Here is a 15713-nt window from a genome sequence, read left to right on the forward strand (position 1 = left end):
CGGGCGGGTGCGCCCCGAACCGGGGCGCACCGGCCACGAACCGGTGAAGGAGACGTCACGACGTGACGCACCAGCGACCAAGACGCGACAGACGCACGGCACGCGGGCAGCGCGCCCGGCACCGATGGCGCGGGCTGCTGCTCGCCGCCGCGCTCCTCGTCGAGACGGGTGCGGCGGGAGCGGGTGCGGCCTCGGCCGCCCCCGCTCCGCCCGAGCCGGCCGCCGCCGCCCTCCCCGTCGGCAAGGCCGTCCGCATCCAGAACGTCCACAACGGCGGCCAGTTGGGCATCACCAAGGCGTCGTTGGGCGCCTGGCCGATCGAGAGCGCGGCGCCCCAGGGGGACGACCGGCACCAGTCCTGGACCCTGGAGGAGGTCTCCGGCGGCCACCGGCTGCGCAACACGGAACTGCCGTCGAACTGCCTGGTGCGGGAGCCCGAACTGGTTGCGGGCGACTGCGCCGGCGCGGGCGCGGTCTGGGACGTGCGCTCCGTCGGCGGCGACGGCCACTGGATCAAGGAGCCGGGCGCCGACCGCCATCTGACCAGCACCAAGCCGATCAGCAAGAGCAACAAGGTCGCCGACCTCGCCCTGGGTGCTTCGGGCACGGACCCCGCCACCTGGCTCTTCACCCCCGTCGACTGGCCGCGCCAGCCCGTGCCGCCGAAGGACCGGCGGACGCTGGAGCACATGACGTACCTGACCGCGCACAACGCGATGATCAACACCGAGGACGGGTACGACACCCTCGCGCCCAACCAGCCGCACTCGATGAAGCGCCAACTCGCCGACGGCGTGCGGGCGCTGATGCCGGACGTCAACAGGACCGTCGTCGACGGGCGCATTCCGCTGTGCCACGGCGGCGGCTGCGGCGGCGTGGTCACCCCGACCAACACCCTCGACGGCATGCTGAAGACGGTGAAGGAGTTCCTGGACGCCAACCCCGGCGAGATCGTTTCGATCTTCATCGAGGACCAGGGCTCCCTGACGAACGACGACTACACCAAGCACGGCCTCGACCTGGTGCCGGGCATCCGTGACCTGCTGTTCGTCCCGGACGACGCCGTCGTCGCCGACCCCGCCCTCAAACAGGGCTGGAACGTCCACGTCAACGGCTGGCCGCTGCTGAAGGACATGGTCGCGAAGAACAAGCGGCTGCTGGTCTTCTCCGGACAGGTCGCCAAGGAGAACAACCGTGAGGCCATCGGCTTCCTCGCCGACAAGCGCTGGCGGGTGGAGAACCACTGGAGCATGGGGCTCGGGCTCGGCAACTCCGACTGGGCCTGCTACTCGCGCTGGAGCGAGCGCCCGCTGGGCACCCGTCCTTCGGGGAACTTCCGGCCGCTGTTCTTCATGAACCACTTCCGCGACGTGCCGATGGCCCCGACGTACACCACCGACAACCAGAAGATGACGCAGCGCGCCGAAGGCGTGTGCACCACGGCCGCCCGCCGCAAGCCGAACTTCGTCGCCGTCGACCAGTACAAGGACGGGGACCTCTTCCCGCAGATCCAGAAGATGAACGCGTACTGGTACCAGGCGCAGCCCGCGCCCGGCGACGGGCAACAGCCCGACCCGGCCGCCCCCGTCGGCGACCCCTTCGACACCGCGCCCGACCGCCGCGGCCCCAAGCCGGCCGCCGGCGTCCCGCACGCCGGGTGCCGCCCCGAAGGCATGACCCCCACCGCCGGCACCGACGCCCGCTACTGCGACGTGTACGGCGCCGACGGCCGCGAGTGGCTGGGTGGCAACGGCACCGACCGGCGCGTGGTCGGCTACTTCAACGCCACCCGCAACGGCACCGACGGCAAACCGCGCTACCTGGTCAAGAACATCCCCTGGTCGAAGGTCACCCACATCAACTACGCCTTCGCGCGCGTCGAGGGCGACCGGATCTCCGTCGGGGACGAAGGGGCCGCGAACAACCCCGCCACCGGCCTGACCTGGCCGGGCGTCGACGGCGCCGAGATGGACCCCGGGCTGCCGTACAAGGGCCACTTCAACCAGCTGGCCAAGTACAAGAAGCGGCATCCGCAGGTGAAACCGCTGATCGCGGTGGGCGGTTGGTCCGACACCAAGGGCTTCTACGCCATGACGACGAACGCCGACGGCAGCGTGAACCAGGCCGGCATCGACACCTTCGCCGACTCCGTCGTGGCCTTCCTCGACCGCTACGGGGCCGCCTTCGACGGCGTCGACATCGACTACGAGTACCCCACGGCGATGCCCGACAGCGGCAACCCGGACGACTGGGCGCTCGCCAACCCGCGCCGCAAGGGCCTCCAGGCCGGCTACAACGCGCTGATGAAGACCCTGCGCGAGAAGCTGGACCGCGCCGGCGACGCCCGCGGCCGGTACTACCTGCTGACGTCCGCCGCGTCCGCCTCCGGCCACCTGGTCCGCGGCCACGACGGCGGGGTGGCCCTCGCCTACCAGGACTTCGTCAACGTCATGACGTACGACCTGCACGGCTCCTGGAACCAGTACGTCGGCCCGCAGGCACCGCTGTACGACGACGGCAAGGACGCCGAACTCGCCGCCGCCGGCGTGTACGACGACGCGAAGAACCCCGAGTACGGCAGGACGGGCTACTTCAACGTCGACTGGGCCTACCACTACTACCGGGGCGCGCTCCAGCCCGGCCGGATCAACCTCGGCGTCCCGTACTACACCCGCGGCTGGCGCGACGTGCAGGGCGGTACCGACGGGCTGTGGGGCACCGCGCCGCTGCCCGACCAGGGGCAGTGCCAGCCCGGCACCGGCACCCGCAGCCCCTGCGGCAACGGCGCCGTCGGCATCGACAACCTCTGGCACGACACCAGCCGGGGCCGCGAGGTCGCCGCCGGCTCCAACCCGCTGTGGCACGCCCGCAACCTCCAGAACGGCACCGCGCCCCGCTACCTGGGCGCGTACGGCCTCGACCCCGACCAGCCGGCGAACCGGCTCACCGGGACCTACCAGCGCAAGCACAGCGCGGCGCTCGGCGCGAGCTGGCTGTGGAACGCGGAGAAGAAGGTGTTCCTCACCGCCGAGGACGAGCAGACCGTGGACGCCAAGGTGCGCTACGTACGGGAGCGGGGCATCGGCGGCGTGATGATGTGGGAGCTGGGCGGCGACCTGACGCGCGGGCCCGACGGCACGTACGGCATGGGCCACGACCTGACCACCCGGATCTCCAGCGGCCTCAGCGGCGCCGGCGGCTACGCCAACGAGCGGGCCGGTGCCGTCAAACCGCCCGCACAGGTCGTGGACGTGTCGGTGGAGTTCGCCGACTACCCGACCGGCGAGAAGGACCTGTGGCCGCAGCAGCCCAAGCTGCGGATCACCAACAACAGCGGCAAGCCCCTGCCGGCCGGTACCGAGCTGTCCTTCGACATCCCGACCAGCGCCCCGCCGCTGCTGAAGGACGACACCTGGCAGGAGCTGAAGGACGCCGTCAAGCCCGGCCACACCGGGCCCAACGCGGGCGGCCTGAAGGGTGACTTCCACCGGGTCACCCTCAAGCTCGGCTACTGCGAGGGCGTGCCGGCGGGCGGCACCCGGGACATCGGGCTCAAGTACTTCCTGCCGGTCACCGGGCCCGCGAACTTCACGATGAAGATCGGGGACGCCACGTACGGCCTCACCCAGGACCGCCGCAAGGGCACCGAGACCGTCGAGCCCCCGACGGCCGGCGGCGGACCCGCCTGCCGGGCGGAGGCGTGGGACGCGGCGCGCACGTACAACCCGGCGTGGGCGCCCTTCCAGTTGTGGAAGGTCGACGGCGGCTGGAAGGTCCAGGACGTCAACAGCTCCCTGGTGCTCGACCGCCCCGGCACCTGGACCACCTCCCACCTGGTCGGCTCGCAGGACGGCAACAGGAACCAGGTGTGGAACATCGCCCCCGACGGCGCCACCGGCCGCTTCACCATCACCTCCGCCAGCGGCGGACGCGCCCAGTGCCTGGGCGCCGACAGCCGGCTCGCCGAGCTGTCCGTGAAGGACTGCGACGGCAGTACGGGCCAGTCGTGGCGGTTCACCGACGACAAGGGCGCGCCGGTCGCCGGCATCCCCGCCGACGGCAAGCCCCACGGGCTGCTCGCCGCGAACGGGCACGTCCTGGAGCCGAGGAACAGCGCCGCCACGGCCGGCAGCAAGCTCGTCGCCGGCGACCCGAGCGGAGCCACCCGTACCGTCGTCTCGTACGGCGGCTCCTACTGGCGGGCGAAGTTCTGGACGAAGGGCAACCGGCCGGACGCGGCCGATCCGAAGAACCCGTGGACGAAGCTCGGCCCGGTGGGCTGAGCCCGGACACGCGCAGGGCCCGGGCCTCCCCCGTGGGGGAGGCCCGGGCCCTCGTCGTCCGGGGATCCCGGTCCGGATCTTCCCTCCGGCACGCCCACCGGTTACCTTGGCCGCATGTCCCTTCATCGGAGTGAGGTAGTGGTGCCGGTCTTCGGCGACCACTCCTACCGGTGTGACTTCTACGGCTGACAGCAGCCGCGCCCGCTGAGCGGGCCCTTCCTCCTCATCCCTGCCGTGGCCGGCCGCTTCCGCCTGCGACCACACCGGGCATCCGTCGGCCACGCGCCCGCTGTCACCCGAAAATGAGGACCTTCCGTCATGCCCGGAACCCCTTCCGGGGCGGATCTCCGTCTGCCCCACCCCGACGTCAACTGGGCCATCAAGCACATGCCGCTGACGGCACGGGCCGTCGAGGAACTGGCGCCGGTGCTCGCCGGCAAACGGCTGGCCATGTGCCTGCACATCGAGCCCAAAACGGCCGCCCTCGTGACGCTGCTCGCACGAGCCGGCACCCGGATCTCCCTCACCGGCTCGCCCGGAACGACCCACGACGACGTGGCCGACGCCCTGCGCGGCGAGGGCGTGGCCGTCTTCGGCCGGCGCGGCGACGACGAAGCCGACCACGCACGGAACATCGCCGACGTCCTGGCGTGCGACCCCGACCTGACGCTGGACAACGGCGGCGACCTGACCCTGGCCCTCGCCGCGACCGGAGCCCCCGCCGGATACGCCGGCGGCACCGAGGAGACCACGACGGGCGGACTGCGGTTGCGCCAGAGCCCCGACCAGACCGGCAAACCCATCGTGGTGATCAACGACTCCGCGCTGAAACTCCTGGTGGAGAACGAGTTCGGGGTCGGCCAGACCGTGGTGCAGGGGCTGATGAACGCGGCCAACCTGATGATCCCGGGCGTGCGCGCCGCCGTGTTCGGCTACGGGCCGTGCGGCAAGGGCGTCGCCGACACCCTCGCCCACCTGGGCGCCCGGGTCGCGGTCTGCGAGATCGACCCCATCAGGGCGCTGCACGCGATCATGAGCGGCCATCGCGTGGGCTCGTCCGTCGATGTCGTCTCCGACGCCCAGGTCGTCTTCATGGCGACCGGCCATCCCGGGGTGATCGGCACCGCCGAGCTCGACGCCCTGCCCGACGGCACCGTCCTGGCGGGCGTCGGCCACTTCCCGTGGGAGCTGGACCGCGACGCCCTGACGGCGAGCACGCTGCGCACGGTCGAGTACGGGGACACGTCCCGGCGGCGCGGACACGTGCTGGCCGACGGCCGCGAGGTCGTCCTGCTGGACGACGGCCGGATGCTCAACCTCACCGCGGCGAACGGCAACCCCATCCAGGCCATGGACCTGGGGCTGACCCTCCAGGCGCGCAGCCTCGCCGCGGTGTGCACCGGTGACCTGGCCGCCGGGGTCCAGTCCGTCCCGACGCACATCGAGCAGCGCATCGCGTCCGACCTGGTGGACCTGTTGAGCGGCTCGGACCGCAGCGGACGGCGCTGACGCTCCCGCGGCATCACGGGCTTCGACACCAACACGCTTCGAGAACCACACTCTTCAAGAGCAAGAGGACACCCACATGACCCTGATCGACCTGCACCGTCATCTGGAGGGCTCCATCCGCCCCTCCACCGCCCTGGACCTCGCCCGACGGCACGACCACTGGCTCGCCGCCGAGCAGCGCCCGTTGGGCCGGGTCGTCGTCACCGACCCGTCGGCAACGACCGGTCTGCTGGACTACCTGCGCCACATCGACGTCGCCTGCTCCACCGCACGCGCGCTGGAGGACTGGGCGCTGATCTCCCGTCAGGCCGTCGAGGACTGCTTCAACGACGGCCTCGACTACGTCGAACTCCGCTTCAGCCCCTGGTTCATCCACAGCCAGACCGGGCTCGACCCCGTCGACGTCATCGACGTGGTGTCGGAGGCGATTCGCCGGGCCTCCGCCGACTTCGGCCTGCCCGTGGGCCTCATCGGGATCCTCGTGCGCGACCTCGGCCCGGACTCCGCGGGGAGCCAGATGGACAGCATCCTCAGCCGGGCACACCACTTCTGCGGCGTCGACCTCGCGGGTGACGAGGCGGGCTACCCGCCCGACCTGTTCGCCCCCGCGTTCGCCCGCGCCCGGGACGCGGGGCTGCACGTCACCATCCACGGAGGCGAGGCCGCCGGACCGGAGAGCGTCTGGGCGGCGCTGACCGCGCTCCGCCCCGACCGCATCGGCCACGGGGTCCGCTCCGCGGAGGACCCCGCGCTGATGCGGAAGCTCGCGGAGGACGGCGTCACTCTCGAACTCGCCCTCACCAGCAACGTCCACACCCGGGCGGCCCCCAGCCTGCGCGAGCACCCCGTCCGGCTGCTCCTGAGGTCCGGCGTGCCGGTCACCCTCAACACCGACAACCCGACGGTCAGCGCGACGCGTACGTCTGCGGAGTACCACAAGGCGGCGGTTGAGGCCGGCCTCAGCGACGCCGACGTCCGCACCGTCGCCCACCACGCGGCGACAGCGGCGTTCACCCCTCACGGCAGGTCGCTGGCTGCGTAGCCCCACGCAATCCGGCGGGCCCTCCGCCTTTGTCTGCGGGCCGAGGCGGAGGTATTTAGGGGCGCGGGGAACTGCGCGACAAGCCCACCACCGGGCCGCGGAGACCAACGCACCCCGCGGGAACCGCGGCAGACGCAGGGCGCCTAGAGGCGTTCGGGGGTGCGGATGCCCAGGAGGGCCATGCCCTGGTGGAGCGTGCGGCCGGTCAGGTCGACCAGGAAGAGGCGGTTCTCCACCAGCTCCGGGGGGTTCTCGGAGCTGAGGACCTGGCACTTGTCGTAGAACGTCGTCAGGTGCGAGGCGAGCTGGTACAGGTACGCGGCCAGCTTGTGCGGCTCGTACGAGGCGGCGACCTCGGCGATCACCTCGCCGAACTGGTCCAGGTGCAGCCCCAGCGCCCGCTCGGCCGGGTGCAGCTCCAGCTCCGGGTGCGCGACCGGCCGGACCTCGCCCGCCTTGCGCAGGATGGAGCGGATCCGGGCGTACGCGTACTGGAGGTACACGGACGTGTCGCCGTTCAGCGAGACCATCTGGTCCAGGTCGAACTTGTAGTCCCGCACGGCGGACGTCGACAGGTCGGCGTACTTGATCGCGCCGATGCCGACGTACCGGCCGTTCTCGCCGATCTCCTGCTCGCTCAGCCCGACCTTCTCGGCCTTCTCCCGCACCACGGCCGTGGCGCGCTCGACGGCCTCGTCCAGCAGGTCCACCAGCCGGACGGTCTCGCCCTCCCGGGTCTTGAACGGCTTGCCGTCGGCGCCCAGCACCGTGCCGAAGGCGAGCTGGACGGCGGTCACCTCGTCGTTCAGCCAGCCGGCCCGGCGGGCCGTCTCGAAGACCATCTTGAAGTGCAGCGCCTGGCGGGCGTCGACCACGTACAGCAGGGTGGACGCGCCCAGCTTCTGCACCCGGTCGCGGATCGCGGACAGGTCGGTCGCCGCGTAGCCGAAGCCGCCGTTCGCCTTCTGCACGATCAGCGGCGTGGGGTTGCCGTCAGGGCCCTTCACGTCGTCGAAGAACACGCACAGCGCGCCGTCCGAGCGGACCGCGACCCCGGTCTCCTCCAGGATCCGGCAGGTCTCCGCCAGCATGTCGTTGTAGCCGGACTCGCCGACGATGTCGGGGTCCTGGATCTCCATGTCCAGCTTGTCGAAGACGGAGTAGAAGTAGATCTTCGACTCGTCGACGAACCGCTGCCACAGCGCCAGGGTCTCGGGGTCACCGGACTGGAGGGCCACGACCCGGTCCCGCGAGCGCGCCTTGAACTCCTCGTCGGCGTCGAAGAGCTTCCGGGACGCCTTGTACAGCCGGTTCAGCGAGGACATCGCCTCTTCGCCGGCCTGCTCGCCCTCGGCGTGCTCGTGGTCCAGCTCGTGCGGGTGCTCCAGCAGGTACTGGATGAGCATGCCGAACTGGGTGCCCCAGTCGCCGATGTGGTGGCGCCGGACCACCTGCTCGCCGGTGAACTCCAGGATCTCGACCATCGCCGCGCCGATCACGGCCGAGCGCAGATGGCCGACGTGCATCTCCTTGGCGACGTTCGGCTGTGCGTAGTCGATCACCGTGGTGCCCGGGGCGGGCGCGTGGGGGACGCCGAGGCGGTCGTCGGCGGCGCGCGCGGCCAGGGTCCGTACGATCGCGGCGTCCGAGACGGTGATGTTCAGGAAGCCGGGGCCGGAGACCTCGACCTCCCGCAGCAGGTCGCCGCCGTCGACCGGCAGTGCGGCCACGACCCGCATCGCCAGGTCCCGCGGATTGCCCTTGAGCTGCTTGGCGAGCGCCAGGATCCCGTTGGCCTGGAAGTCGGCCCGGTCGCTACGTCGCAGCAGCGGGTCTGCGGAACCGGCCTCCGGCAGGGCTGCCGTGAGGGCGTCCGCGAGGCGCTGCTGCACATTCGACGCGAGGGAGGGGACCGAGGCCATGGAATTGCCGTTTCTGGGATTCGAGCGGACTGGGATTCGAGCGGATCCGGACGGATGGTGTTCCGGTCGTCAAGTGTCCCACGGGCAGGGGCGCCCTTTCCGCCGGTTAACCGGCGCTCCGTGACGGGGTGCGTTATCGGCTTGCGCCAGGCAACCCCGGAGGGGGACCTTCCGTCTGGGACAATGGTGTGATCCGAACGAGGAAGAAGGACGTGCCGACCGTGGCTCAGAGCAGCACCGAGACCGACTGGGTCTCCCGTTTCGCAGACGAGGTCATCGCGGAGTCGGAGCGGCGTGCGCCGGGCAAACGGATCGTCGTCGCGTCCGGCATCTCCCCATCCGGCCCCGTCCACCTGGGCAATCTCCGCGAGGTCATGACCCCGCACCTGGTCGCGGACGAGATCCGGCGCCGCGGGTACGAGGTGCGGCACCTGATCTCCTGGGACGACTACGACCGCTACCGCAAGGTGCCCGCCGGCGTGCCCGGCGTCGACCCGGAGGCGTGGGCCGAGCACATCGGCCGCCCCCTGACGTCGGTGCTGGCGCCCGAGGGCTCCCCGTACCCGAACTGGGCCGAGCACTTCAAGGCGGCGCTGGTCGAGTCCCTCGCGGAGCTGGGCGTCGAGTTCGAGGGCATCAGCCAGACCGAGATGTACACCTCCGGCGCGTACCGCCAGCAGGTGCTGCACGCGATGAAGCACCGCGCCGACATCGACGAGATCCTCGGCCGCTACCGCACGAAGAAGGCGCCCGCGAAGCAGAAGCAGTCGCAGAAGCCGGTCGACGAGGCGGAGCTGGAGGCGGCGGAGGGCTCCGGCGCCGCCGCCGAGGACGACGGAACGGGTTCGGCCGGCTACTTCCCGTACAAGCCGTACTGCGGCGGCTGCGGGCGCGACCTGACCGTGGTCACCGGGTACGACGACGAGACCACCGAGCTGACGTACCGGTGCGGCGCGTGCGGCTTCACCGAAACGGTGCGGCTGAGCGAGTTCGACCGCGGCAAGCTGGTGTGGAAGGTCGACTGGCCGATGCGCTGGGCGTACGAGGGCGTCGTCTTCGAGCCCTCCGGCGTCGACCACTCCTCGCCCGGCTCCTCCTTCCAGGTCGGCGAGTTCATCTGCCCGATCTTCGGCGGCGAGCGGCCCATCGGCCCGATGTACGCCTTCGTGGGCATCAGCGGCATGGCGAAGATGTCGTCCTCCAAGGGCGGCGTGCCGACCCCGGGCGACGCGCTGAAGATCATGGAGGCGCCGCTGCTGCGCTGGCTGTACGCGCGGCGCCGCCCGAACCAGGCGTTCAAGATCGCCTTCGACCAGGAGATCCAGCGGCTGTACGACGAGTGGGACAAGCTCGGCGCGAAGGTGGCCGACGGGTCCGTGCTGCCGGCGGACGCGGCGGCGTACGGGCGCGCGGTGCGCACCGCGGCCGGCGAGCTGCCGACCACGCCGCGGCCGATGCCGTACCGGACGCTGGCGTCCGTCGTCGACATCACCGGCGGCCACGACGAGCAGACGATCCGCATCCTCAGCGAGCTGGACCCGGCGAACCCGGTCGCCTCGCTGGACGAGGTCCGGCCCCGGCTGGACCGCGCGGAGAACTGGATCACCACCCAGGTCCCGGCGGACGCGCGCACGGTCGTGCGCGACGAGCCGGACAAGGACCTGCTGTCGTCCCTGGACGACGAGGGCCGTGAGTCCCTGCGGCTGCTGCTGGACGGCCTGGACACCCACTGGTCCCTGGAGGGCCTGACGACCCTGGTGTACGGCGTCCCGAAGGTCATGGCCGGCCTGGATCCGGAGGCGAAGCCGACGCCGGAGCTGAAGGTGGCCCAGCGCGAGTTCTTCGCGCTGCTGTACCGGCTGCTGGTGACGCGGGAGACGGGCCCGCGCCTGCCGACGCTGCTGCTGGCGGTGGGCGCGGAGCGGGTGCGCAAGCTGGTGACGGTGTAAGAGCCGCTGCTGGGGCTTCGGCTTTGCGCGGCGGCTCCGCTGCCGAGGCCCCCGTGGCGCGGGCCCTTCCCGCCCGCCCCGTGGGGGTCGGGGGACTCCGTCCCCCGACCCTTCTGCACGCGGCGGCTCCGCCGCCGCGCGTCGTTCCCAGCTGACGCTCACCGCCCCTGCACGGCCCGCTCCCACTCGCGGTCGAGCACGGCGTGGACGACGGAGTCCCGCCAGCGACCGCCCTTGTGCACGTGCTCCCCGATCCGCCCCCGGCCCCACACGTCCGGGTGCAGGGCGAACCCGAACGTGGCGCCCCGCTGCTGGTGCGGGTCGGCGGCGAGCCGCCCGAACCCGACGAGCCCGCCGCCCTCCTTCTCGACGACGCCGAGCGCGTACTCGCTCCGTGGGTCGGCGGACGCCGACGCGATGGACCGCGCCACGATCGCCCCGACCTGCTCGCGGCTGCGCGGCTCGAAGCTGACGTGCAAGGTCGCCTCGGGACTCCCGTAGATCGCGAACACCCCGTTCACGTCGTCGGGTTGCAGCTCGCGCAGGGCGAGGCGGGGCCGGACCGGACCGGTGGATGGTCTGCATGCCCGGGACCTACCCACGGCGCCCGTGGTCCCCCGTTCGAGGAAGGCCCGGTCGAACTCCGGTGCTCGACGGTACCCGTGCGGAGGATTGCGCCCGGCCGAGCGCCGCTCGAAGGTGATGCGCATGGAAGCAAAGGGCCCGAGGCTGCCGCCCACGTACCCGCCGCGGACGCCTCCGCCTCCGAAGCGCCCTCCTGAACTGCCGCGCCCCGACGAGCAGGCGCCCCCGGCCGTGCGGTCGCGTCCGCGCATGCAGATCCGCAACCGGAGAGCTTCCACTTTCAGCCTCCCGGCCGAGACCGGCGCCTGGGTGACCGCGACGGCGGTCCGGCGCGTGGCGGAAACCCTCCGGGACTGGGGCTATCGACCCGACGGCGACAGCGTGGCCGCGGTCGTGACGCTCCTCGTCGGTTCTGCCGTTGCCGACGGCGGCCGGCGCGTCAGCGTCCACGTCGCCGACGAGGCCGCGGTGGCGGCGATCGCAGCCCTCAGCCACCGCGCCGGCACCCCCGCCGACGACCAAGCCGCGGTCCTTCGCCGCATTGGCACCATCAACGGCGTGCTTTCTTGCGGCACGGACGCGGCGCCGGACGGGCGCCGGGTGTGGGCCCTGCTCGACGTCGGGCCGACGGCTTGCCAGCGGCGGGTGAGCGGGGCACCCGCGCCGTGAGCAGGCGCACAGCTCCTGCGCGGTGCGGGCTGAGCGCGGGTCAGATCACTGGTGGTCGTCCCAGTCGGGTCACGCGCCAGACCGTGCGCCATTGGATGGGTCTCCTGGGTGGGCAGGGGACGCGCAGTCCTTCGAGGAAGCCGGCCCACCATGCTGTGAGCCCGCTCAGTGGTGGCTCTGTTTGATGGTGTACGCAGCCCATGTGGTCAGGTACAGGGGCACCAGGAATGCGGGTAGGTGGCGTTTGGCGAGTCAGACGCGGTTGCGGCCGGGGACGCCGAGGTTCTCCGGGAGTTCGACGCCGTGCGTCCCGGTGGGGAGTCGGGGCAGCTTGGTGCCCTGCCCGAGTACGACGACGGTGGCGGGGTCGCCTTCTTGCGCGGCCACGGATTCCAGGAGGGCGTGCAGTTCGGACTCGCGGTCGCCCATGGTCAGTACGACGACGCCGAGGGTCACAGTGGTCATGTCGTCCTTCACGCGGTGACTCCCTGGTGCAGCGACTGTGGTGTCCGTCCGTCATTGAGACGTCACGACAGGGTGAGTAGCCGTCCGGCCCGGGCTGAGAGGTCGCGTGCGTGTGCGTCCCCGGGGTACCTGGCCAGGCGGATCTGCATGTCCTCCGCGGCGTCGCGGACCCGGGAGGATCTGATGCCCTCGGCGCAGTCCAGGAACTCCGTCCACGCCTCCAGCGCGCCGTCGAAGTCGCCCTGTCTCAGGCGGATCTCACCGAGGTCGCCGAGCACGTTGGCGCGGGTGCGGCGTCGGTTGAGCCCGTGGACGGACAGCGCTTGATCGAGCTGGGTCTGTGCGCCTTCGAGGTCGCCCATGCGGGCCAGGGTCATCCCGGAGGCGTGCGCCCATCGACCGATGGAGAAGTGCGACGCCCACGACTCGCCGGCCGGAGCGCTGGCGGTCCGCTCGATCTGCGTTTGGGACGCGGACAGGACGTTGGTCGCCCGGCGGTGGTCGCCGTCAAGCGCAGCCGCGTCGGCGAGGGTCGACTGGTAGTAGGCCACTGCTCGCGGGTCGCTGAGATGTTGGGCGTACCCCATGGCCCGGTCTGCCAGGGCGACTGCTTCGGCTCGGTGTCGGGGGCCGAGGGCGATCGCCTGGACGGCCATCCCGCGGAGTGCCGTTGCCGCCAGCTCGGGTTCACCGGCTTCGTCGGCGAGTCGGCAGGCGTGTGCGTAGTAGTGCCGTGCTAGAGCCTGAGTGTGGGAGTCGGCGCCTTCGTCGCTGGCCATCCAGCCGATGAGGTGCACGAGTTGGCTCGTTGCCGCGTACAGTGCCCGCCCGATGGGCTCGGTGTACTGGCCGTGGAGCCACGGTCCGACGTTGTCGGTGAGGTACCGCACGGCGAGGCTCCGCACGTGGCCTCCGCCGTATTCGGCCGCGCTGTCGCCCAGTGCTTTCACCATGGTCTGGATGGCTGCGACTTCCCCTTGCCCGACTCGAACGGCGTCGGGGGACGCGGTGTGGACGCGGCGGGTGATCGCTTCGGCGTCCGGCACTCCGAGGAAGGCGAGGGCGCCGCCCGAGACGGTCAGGAAGCTCCGACGATCCACGTCACTCCTCCCGAGAGCCAGCACTGAGGCCACCGTATCGATCTGCACGCCGGCGGGCTCTCCCATAGGTGCCCTGTGCAAGTTCAGCTCCAGTACGCGGATCACGGTGGACCGCCACTGAGGGCCGGGAACACGGTCTCCGCTGAGAAGCTTGCGTGCGTACTGCCGGGTCATGCCTCCCGGGCCCCGCCCAGCGGCGACGCCCAGTTCGCGGGCGAGTTTGGAGGGGCCCCAGCCTCGGTCTGCGCATGCCTGGCGGATGAGGTCCGCGAGGGGCGGGCCTGAGTCGGTCATGAGGCTCCTCCCGATTCATGGGTTACGGAGGACTACACGGGGTTACATCGTGGGTCCTCCCCGGAACCGCCGTCAGGGACTTGACTGCATTCCACCCCGCTCAGCGGGAGGGAGAGGAGTGCAGGTGTGACTGACCAAGTGAGCCCCGATCGAGGACCCGTGCCCGCGATGACGATGCGGGTGTATCGCGTCGGTGTGGATGGGACGCGGTGGCCGGTGGAGCGTGAGGTCTGTGTGGTGGCGGGGAAGGACGTGCCGGCCGAGCCGATGAAGTTCCCGCTGTGCACCTGCCCGCGCTGTGCGCGGAGGGTCCGGTGAGCCCGCGCGTGAGTCTGGTGGACGTGACCCGTGACGTACGTCTCGCGGGTGCGGTGTGTCTGAGCCGGCCGCCGAGCGCTGCTGTTGAAGCGCTCCGGGATCGGTTGCGGGCGCACATCGCCATGCTGGTCGTACCTGCTGAGGCGTACGCGCAGTCTGAGCGGCGAGTGGTACGGGCAGCACGTGCTGGCCTGTGTCGCGAGTGCGCGGAAGGCGGCGATCGGGGTCGAGCCCGGCGTACGCGTTGATGAGGAGCTGCTGCTCTTGGCCGAGTTCGTCAGGACGCTGCTCATGTACACGGGGCGTAAGCCGCGGCACAGCGTTTGATCTCCGTGTGTCGGCGCACGGGCAAGGGGCCATCGCGCTGGCACACGGGTCCGACCGGCCCCGGCCCTGGTTTCCGATCCCCCGCGACAGGGCCGGGGCCTCCCACCTGGAGGAGCACCACATGCTGACCCTGACCCCCGCCGGCGCCGCCAGGCTGACCGCGACCGACGTCACGACGTGCGAGGCGTGCTGGCGCCAGCGCGTCACCACGATCCGCACCGCACCCGGCGTCCGGGACCTGCTGTGCGACACCTGCGCCACCGAGGGCAACCCGGTACGCGTCGAACTCTTCCCGCCCCTCGGGATCTACCGCCTCACCGAACGCCGGCTTGAAGCCGGCAAGCAGACCCCACACCCACCATGACCGGCACCGACACCCGGCGTACCCCCGGCACAGAGCGCGGGCGCGCTCACACCCCCCGCCCCGCGGCCCGCCACTCGCGGTCGAGCATGGCGTGGACGACGGAGTCCCGCCAGCTACCGGCCTTGTGGACGTGTTCGCGGATCCGGCCCTCCTCCACCAACCCGGCGGCGGCCATCGTCGCGGCGGACGCCTCGTTCCGTGGTGAACGGGCACCCCAGACCCGGTGCAGTCCCAACTCCTCGAACCCGAAGCCGAGGAGGAGCCGTACGGTCTCGACTCCGTAGCCCCTTCCCCAGACGTCCGGACGAAGGGCGAAGCCGAAGGTGGCGGCCCGCTGCTGGTGCGGGTCGGCGGCGAGCCGGCCGAAGCCGACGAGGTCGCCGCCCGCCCGCTCGACGACGGCGAGCGCGTGTTCGGAGCGCGGGTCCGCGAGGGCGGACGCCATGGACCGTGCCACGATCGCCGCGACCTGGTCGCGGGTGCGGGGCTCGAAGCTGAGGTGGTGGGTCGCCTCGGGGCTGCCGTAGATCGCGAACACCGCCTCCACGTCGCCGGGTTCCAGCTCACGAAGGGCGAGGCGCGGTCCGGTGCGGCGAACGGGATGCATGCTCGGGACCCTACCCACGGAGCGCGGTGCCATCGACCGGTTGGGACGGTTCGCAGGGCTTCCCGTCGGTGCGCATCCAGGCCGGACGGGCGCCGCCCGGCCCGCCCCCTGCGCGGCGGCTGCGCGCCGCTCCGCGTCGCACGCGCGCGTGGCCTGGGGCGCATGCCGGGAAATGAGATTGCGTGACTACTTCACCCACCCGAGGTATTCGCGTGCCGCACCACTTCTGGGCGCGGCCGGGGCGGGAGGACTCTGCGGACAAAGCCCCCGCGTCACGTC

At 71.5% G+C, this 15713-nt stretch carries 10 protein-coding genes and 1 pseudogene; 6 read left to right on the top strand and 5 right to left on the bottom strand.

The genetic code is table 11. The features are described from left to right. Positions 1-62 precede the first annotated feature (62 nt). The 3 genes from AB0E05_RS00120 to add all read left to right on the top strand — a co-directional run bounded on the left by AB0E05_RS00120 (position 63) and on the right by add (position 6834). Positions 63-4283 (top strand): glycosyl hydrolase family 18 protein, encoded by a 4221-nt coding sequence (locus AB0E05_RS00120; protein ID WP_361956176.1) that lies wholly within the window; start codon positions 63-65, stop codon positions 4281-4283. Positions 4284-4601: 318 nt separating this feature from the next. Beyond that, positions 4602-5792 (top strand): adenosylhomocysteinase, encoded by a 1191-nt coding sequence (locus AB0E05_RS00125; RefSeq protein ID WP_361956179.1) that lies wholly within the window; start codon positions 4602-4604, stop codon positions 5790-5792. 76 nt (positions 5793-5868) lie between these two features. Continuing rightward, the gene (add, locus tag AB0E05_RS00130; protein ID WP_361956182.1) at positions 5869-6834 is read left to right on the top strand and encodes an adenosine deaminase; all 966 of its coding nucleotides are present in this window, start codon (positions 5869-5871) and stop codon (positions 6832-6834) included. Between the two features lie 143 nt (positions 6835-6977). On the opposite strand, the gene argS is transcribed toward add, so the two are convergent. Then, positions 6978-8756, bottom strand: a complete 1779-nt coding sequence (gene argS / locus AB0E05_RS00135; protein WP_361956185.1) for an arginine--tRNA ligase — start codon at positions 8754-8756, stop codon at positions 6978-6980. Positions 8757-8968: 212 nt separating this feature from the next. Here argS and lysS point away from each other — a divergent pair, with 212 nt between their 5' ends. Continuing rightward, positions 8969-10705: a lysine--tRNA ligase gene (gene lysS, locus AB0E05_RS00140; protein ID WP_361956188.1), complete on the top strand. Its 1737-nt coding sequence runs from the start codon at positions 8969-8971 to the stop codon at positions 10703-10705. A gap of 158 nt (positions 10706-10863) precedes the next feature. Here lysS and AB0E05_RS00145 read toward each other — a convergent pair whose 3' ends face one another. Further along, positions 10864-11307, bottom strand: a complete 444-nt coding sequence (locus AB0E05_RS00145; protein WP_361957215.1) for a GNAT family N-acetyltransferase — start codon at positions 11305-11307, stop codon at positions 10864-10866. A 232-nt stretch (positions 11308-11539) separates the two neighbouring features. On the opposite strand from AB0E05_RS00145, the gene AB0E05_RS00150 reads away from it, so the two are divergent. Next, entirely contained in the window at positions 11540-11959 is a 420-nt protein-coding gene (locus tag AB0E05_RS00150; RefSeq protein ID WP_361956191.1) for a hypothetical protein, read from the top strand. 40 nt (positions 11960-11999) lie between these two features. Here the strand turns inward: AB0E05_RS00150 and AB0E05_RS00155 are convergent. Next, positions 12000-12424: pseudogene (locus tag AB0E05_RS00155) on the bottom strand (hypothetical protein). Between the two features lie 62 nt (positions 12425-12486). Next, positions 12487-13524, bottom strand: a complete 1038-nt coding sequence (locus AB0E05_RS00160; protein ID WP_361956194.1) for a tetratricopeptide repeat protein — start codon at positions 13522-13524, stop codon at positions 12487-12489. A 1060-nt stretch (positions 13525-14584) separates the two neighbouring features. On the opposite strand from AB0E05_RS00160, the gene AB0E05_RS00165 reads away from it, so the two are divergent. Next, positions 14585-14827: a hypothetical protein gene (locus AB0E05_RS00165; RefSeq protein ID WP_361956197.1), complete on the top strand. Its 243-nt coding sequence runs from the start codon at positions 14585-14587 to the stop codon at positions 14825-14827. Positions 14828-14873: 46 nt separating this feature from the next. Here AB0E05_RS00165 and AB0E05_RS00170 read toward each other — a convergent pair whose 3' ends face one another. Further along, positions 14874-15434, bottom strand: a complete 561-nt coding sequence (locus AB0E05_RS00170) for a GNAT family N-acetyltransferase (protein ID WP_361956200.1) — start codon at positions 15432-15434, stop codon at positions 14874-14876. Between the last annotated feature and the right edge of the window lie 279 nt (positions 15435-15713).

This window comes from Streptomyces sp. NPDC048057, from assembly GCF_040653095.1.
Taxonomy (GTDB): domain Bacteria; phylum Actinomycetota; class Actinomycetes; order Streptomycetales; family Streptomycetaceae; genus Streptomyces.

What these genes read in the sequence shown, in the direction of transcription:
- AB0E05_RS00170 (WP_361956200.1), bottom strand. Translation starts at nt 15,434, where the DNA reads ATGCATCCCGTTCGCCGCACCGGACCGCGCCTCGCCCTTCGTGAGCTG.
- AB0E05_RS00125 (WP_361956179.1), top strand. Translation starts at nt 4,602, where the DNA reads ATGCCCGGAACCCCTTCCGGGGCGGATCTCCGTCTGCCCCACCCCGAC.
- argS (WP_361956185.1), bottom strand. Translation starts at nt 8,756, where the DNA reads ATGGCCTCGGTCCCCTCCCTCGCGTCGAATGTGCAGCAGCGCCTCGCG.
- AB0E05_RS00150 (WP_361956191.1), top strand. Translation starts at nt 11,540, where the DNA reads ATGCAGATCCGCAACCGGAGAGCTTCCACTTTCAGCCTCCCGGCCGAG.
- add (WP_361956182.1), top strand. Translation starts at nt 5,869, where the DNA reads ATGACCCTGATCGACCTGCACCGTCATCTGGAGGGCTCCATCCGCCCC.
- AB0E05_RS00165 (WP_361956197.1), top strand. Translation starts at nt 14,585, where the DNA reads ATGCTGACCCTGACCCCCGCCGGCGCCGCCAGGCTGACCGCGACCGAC.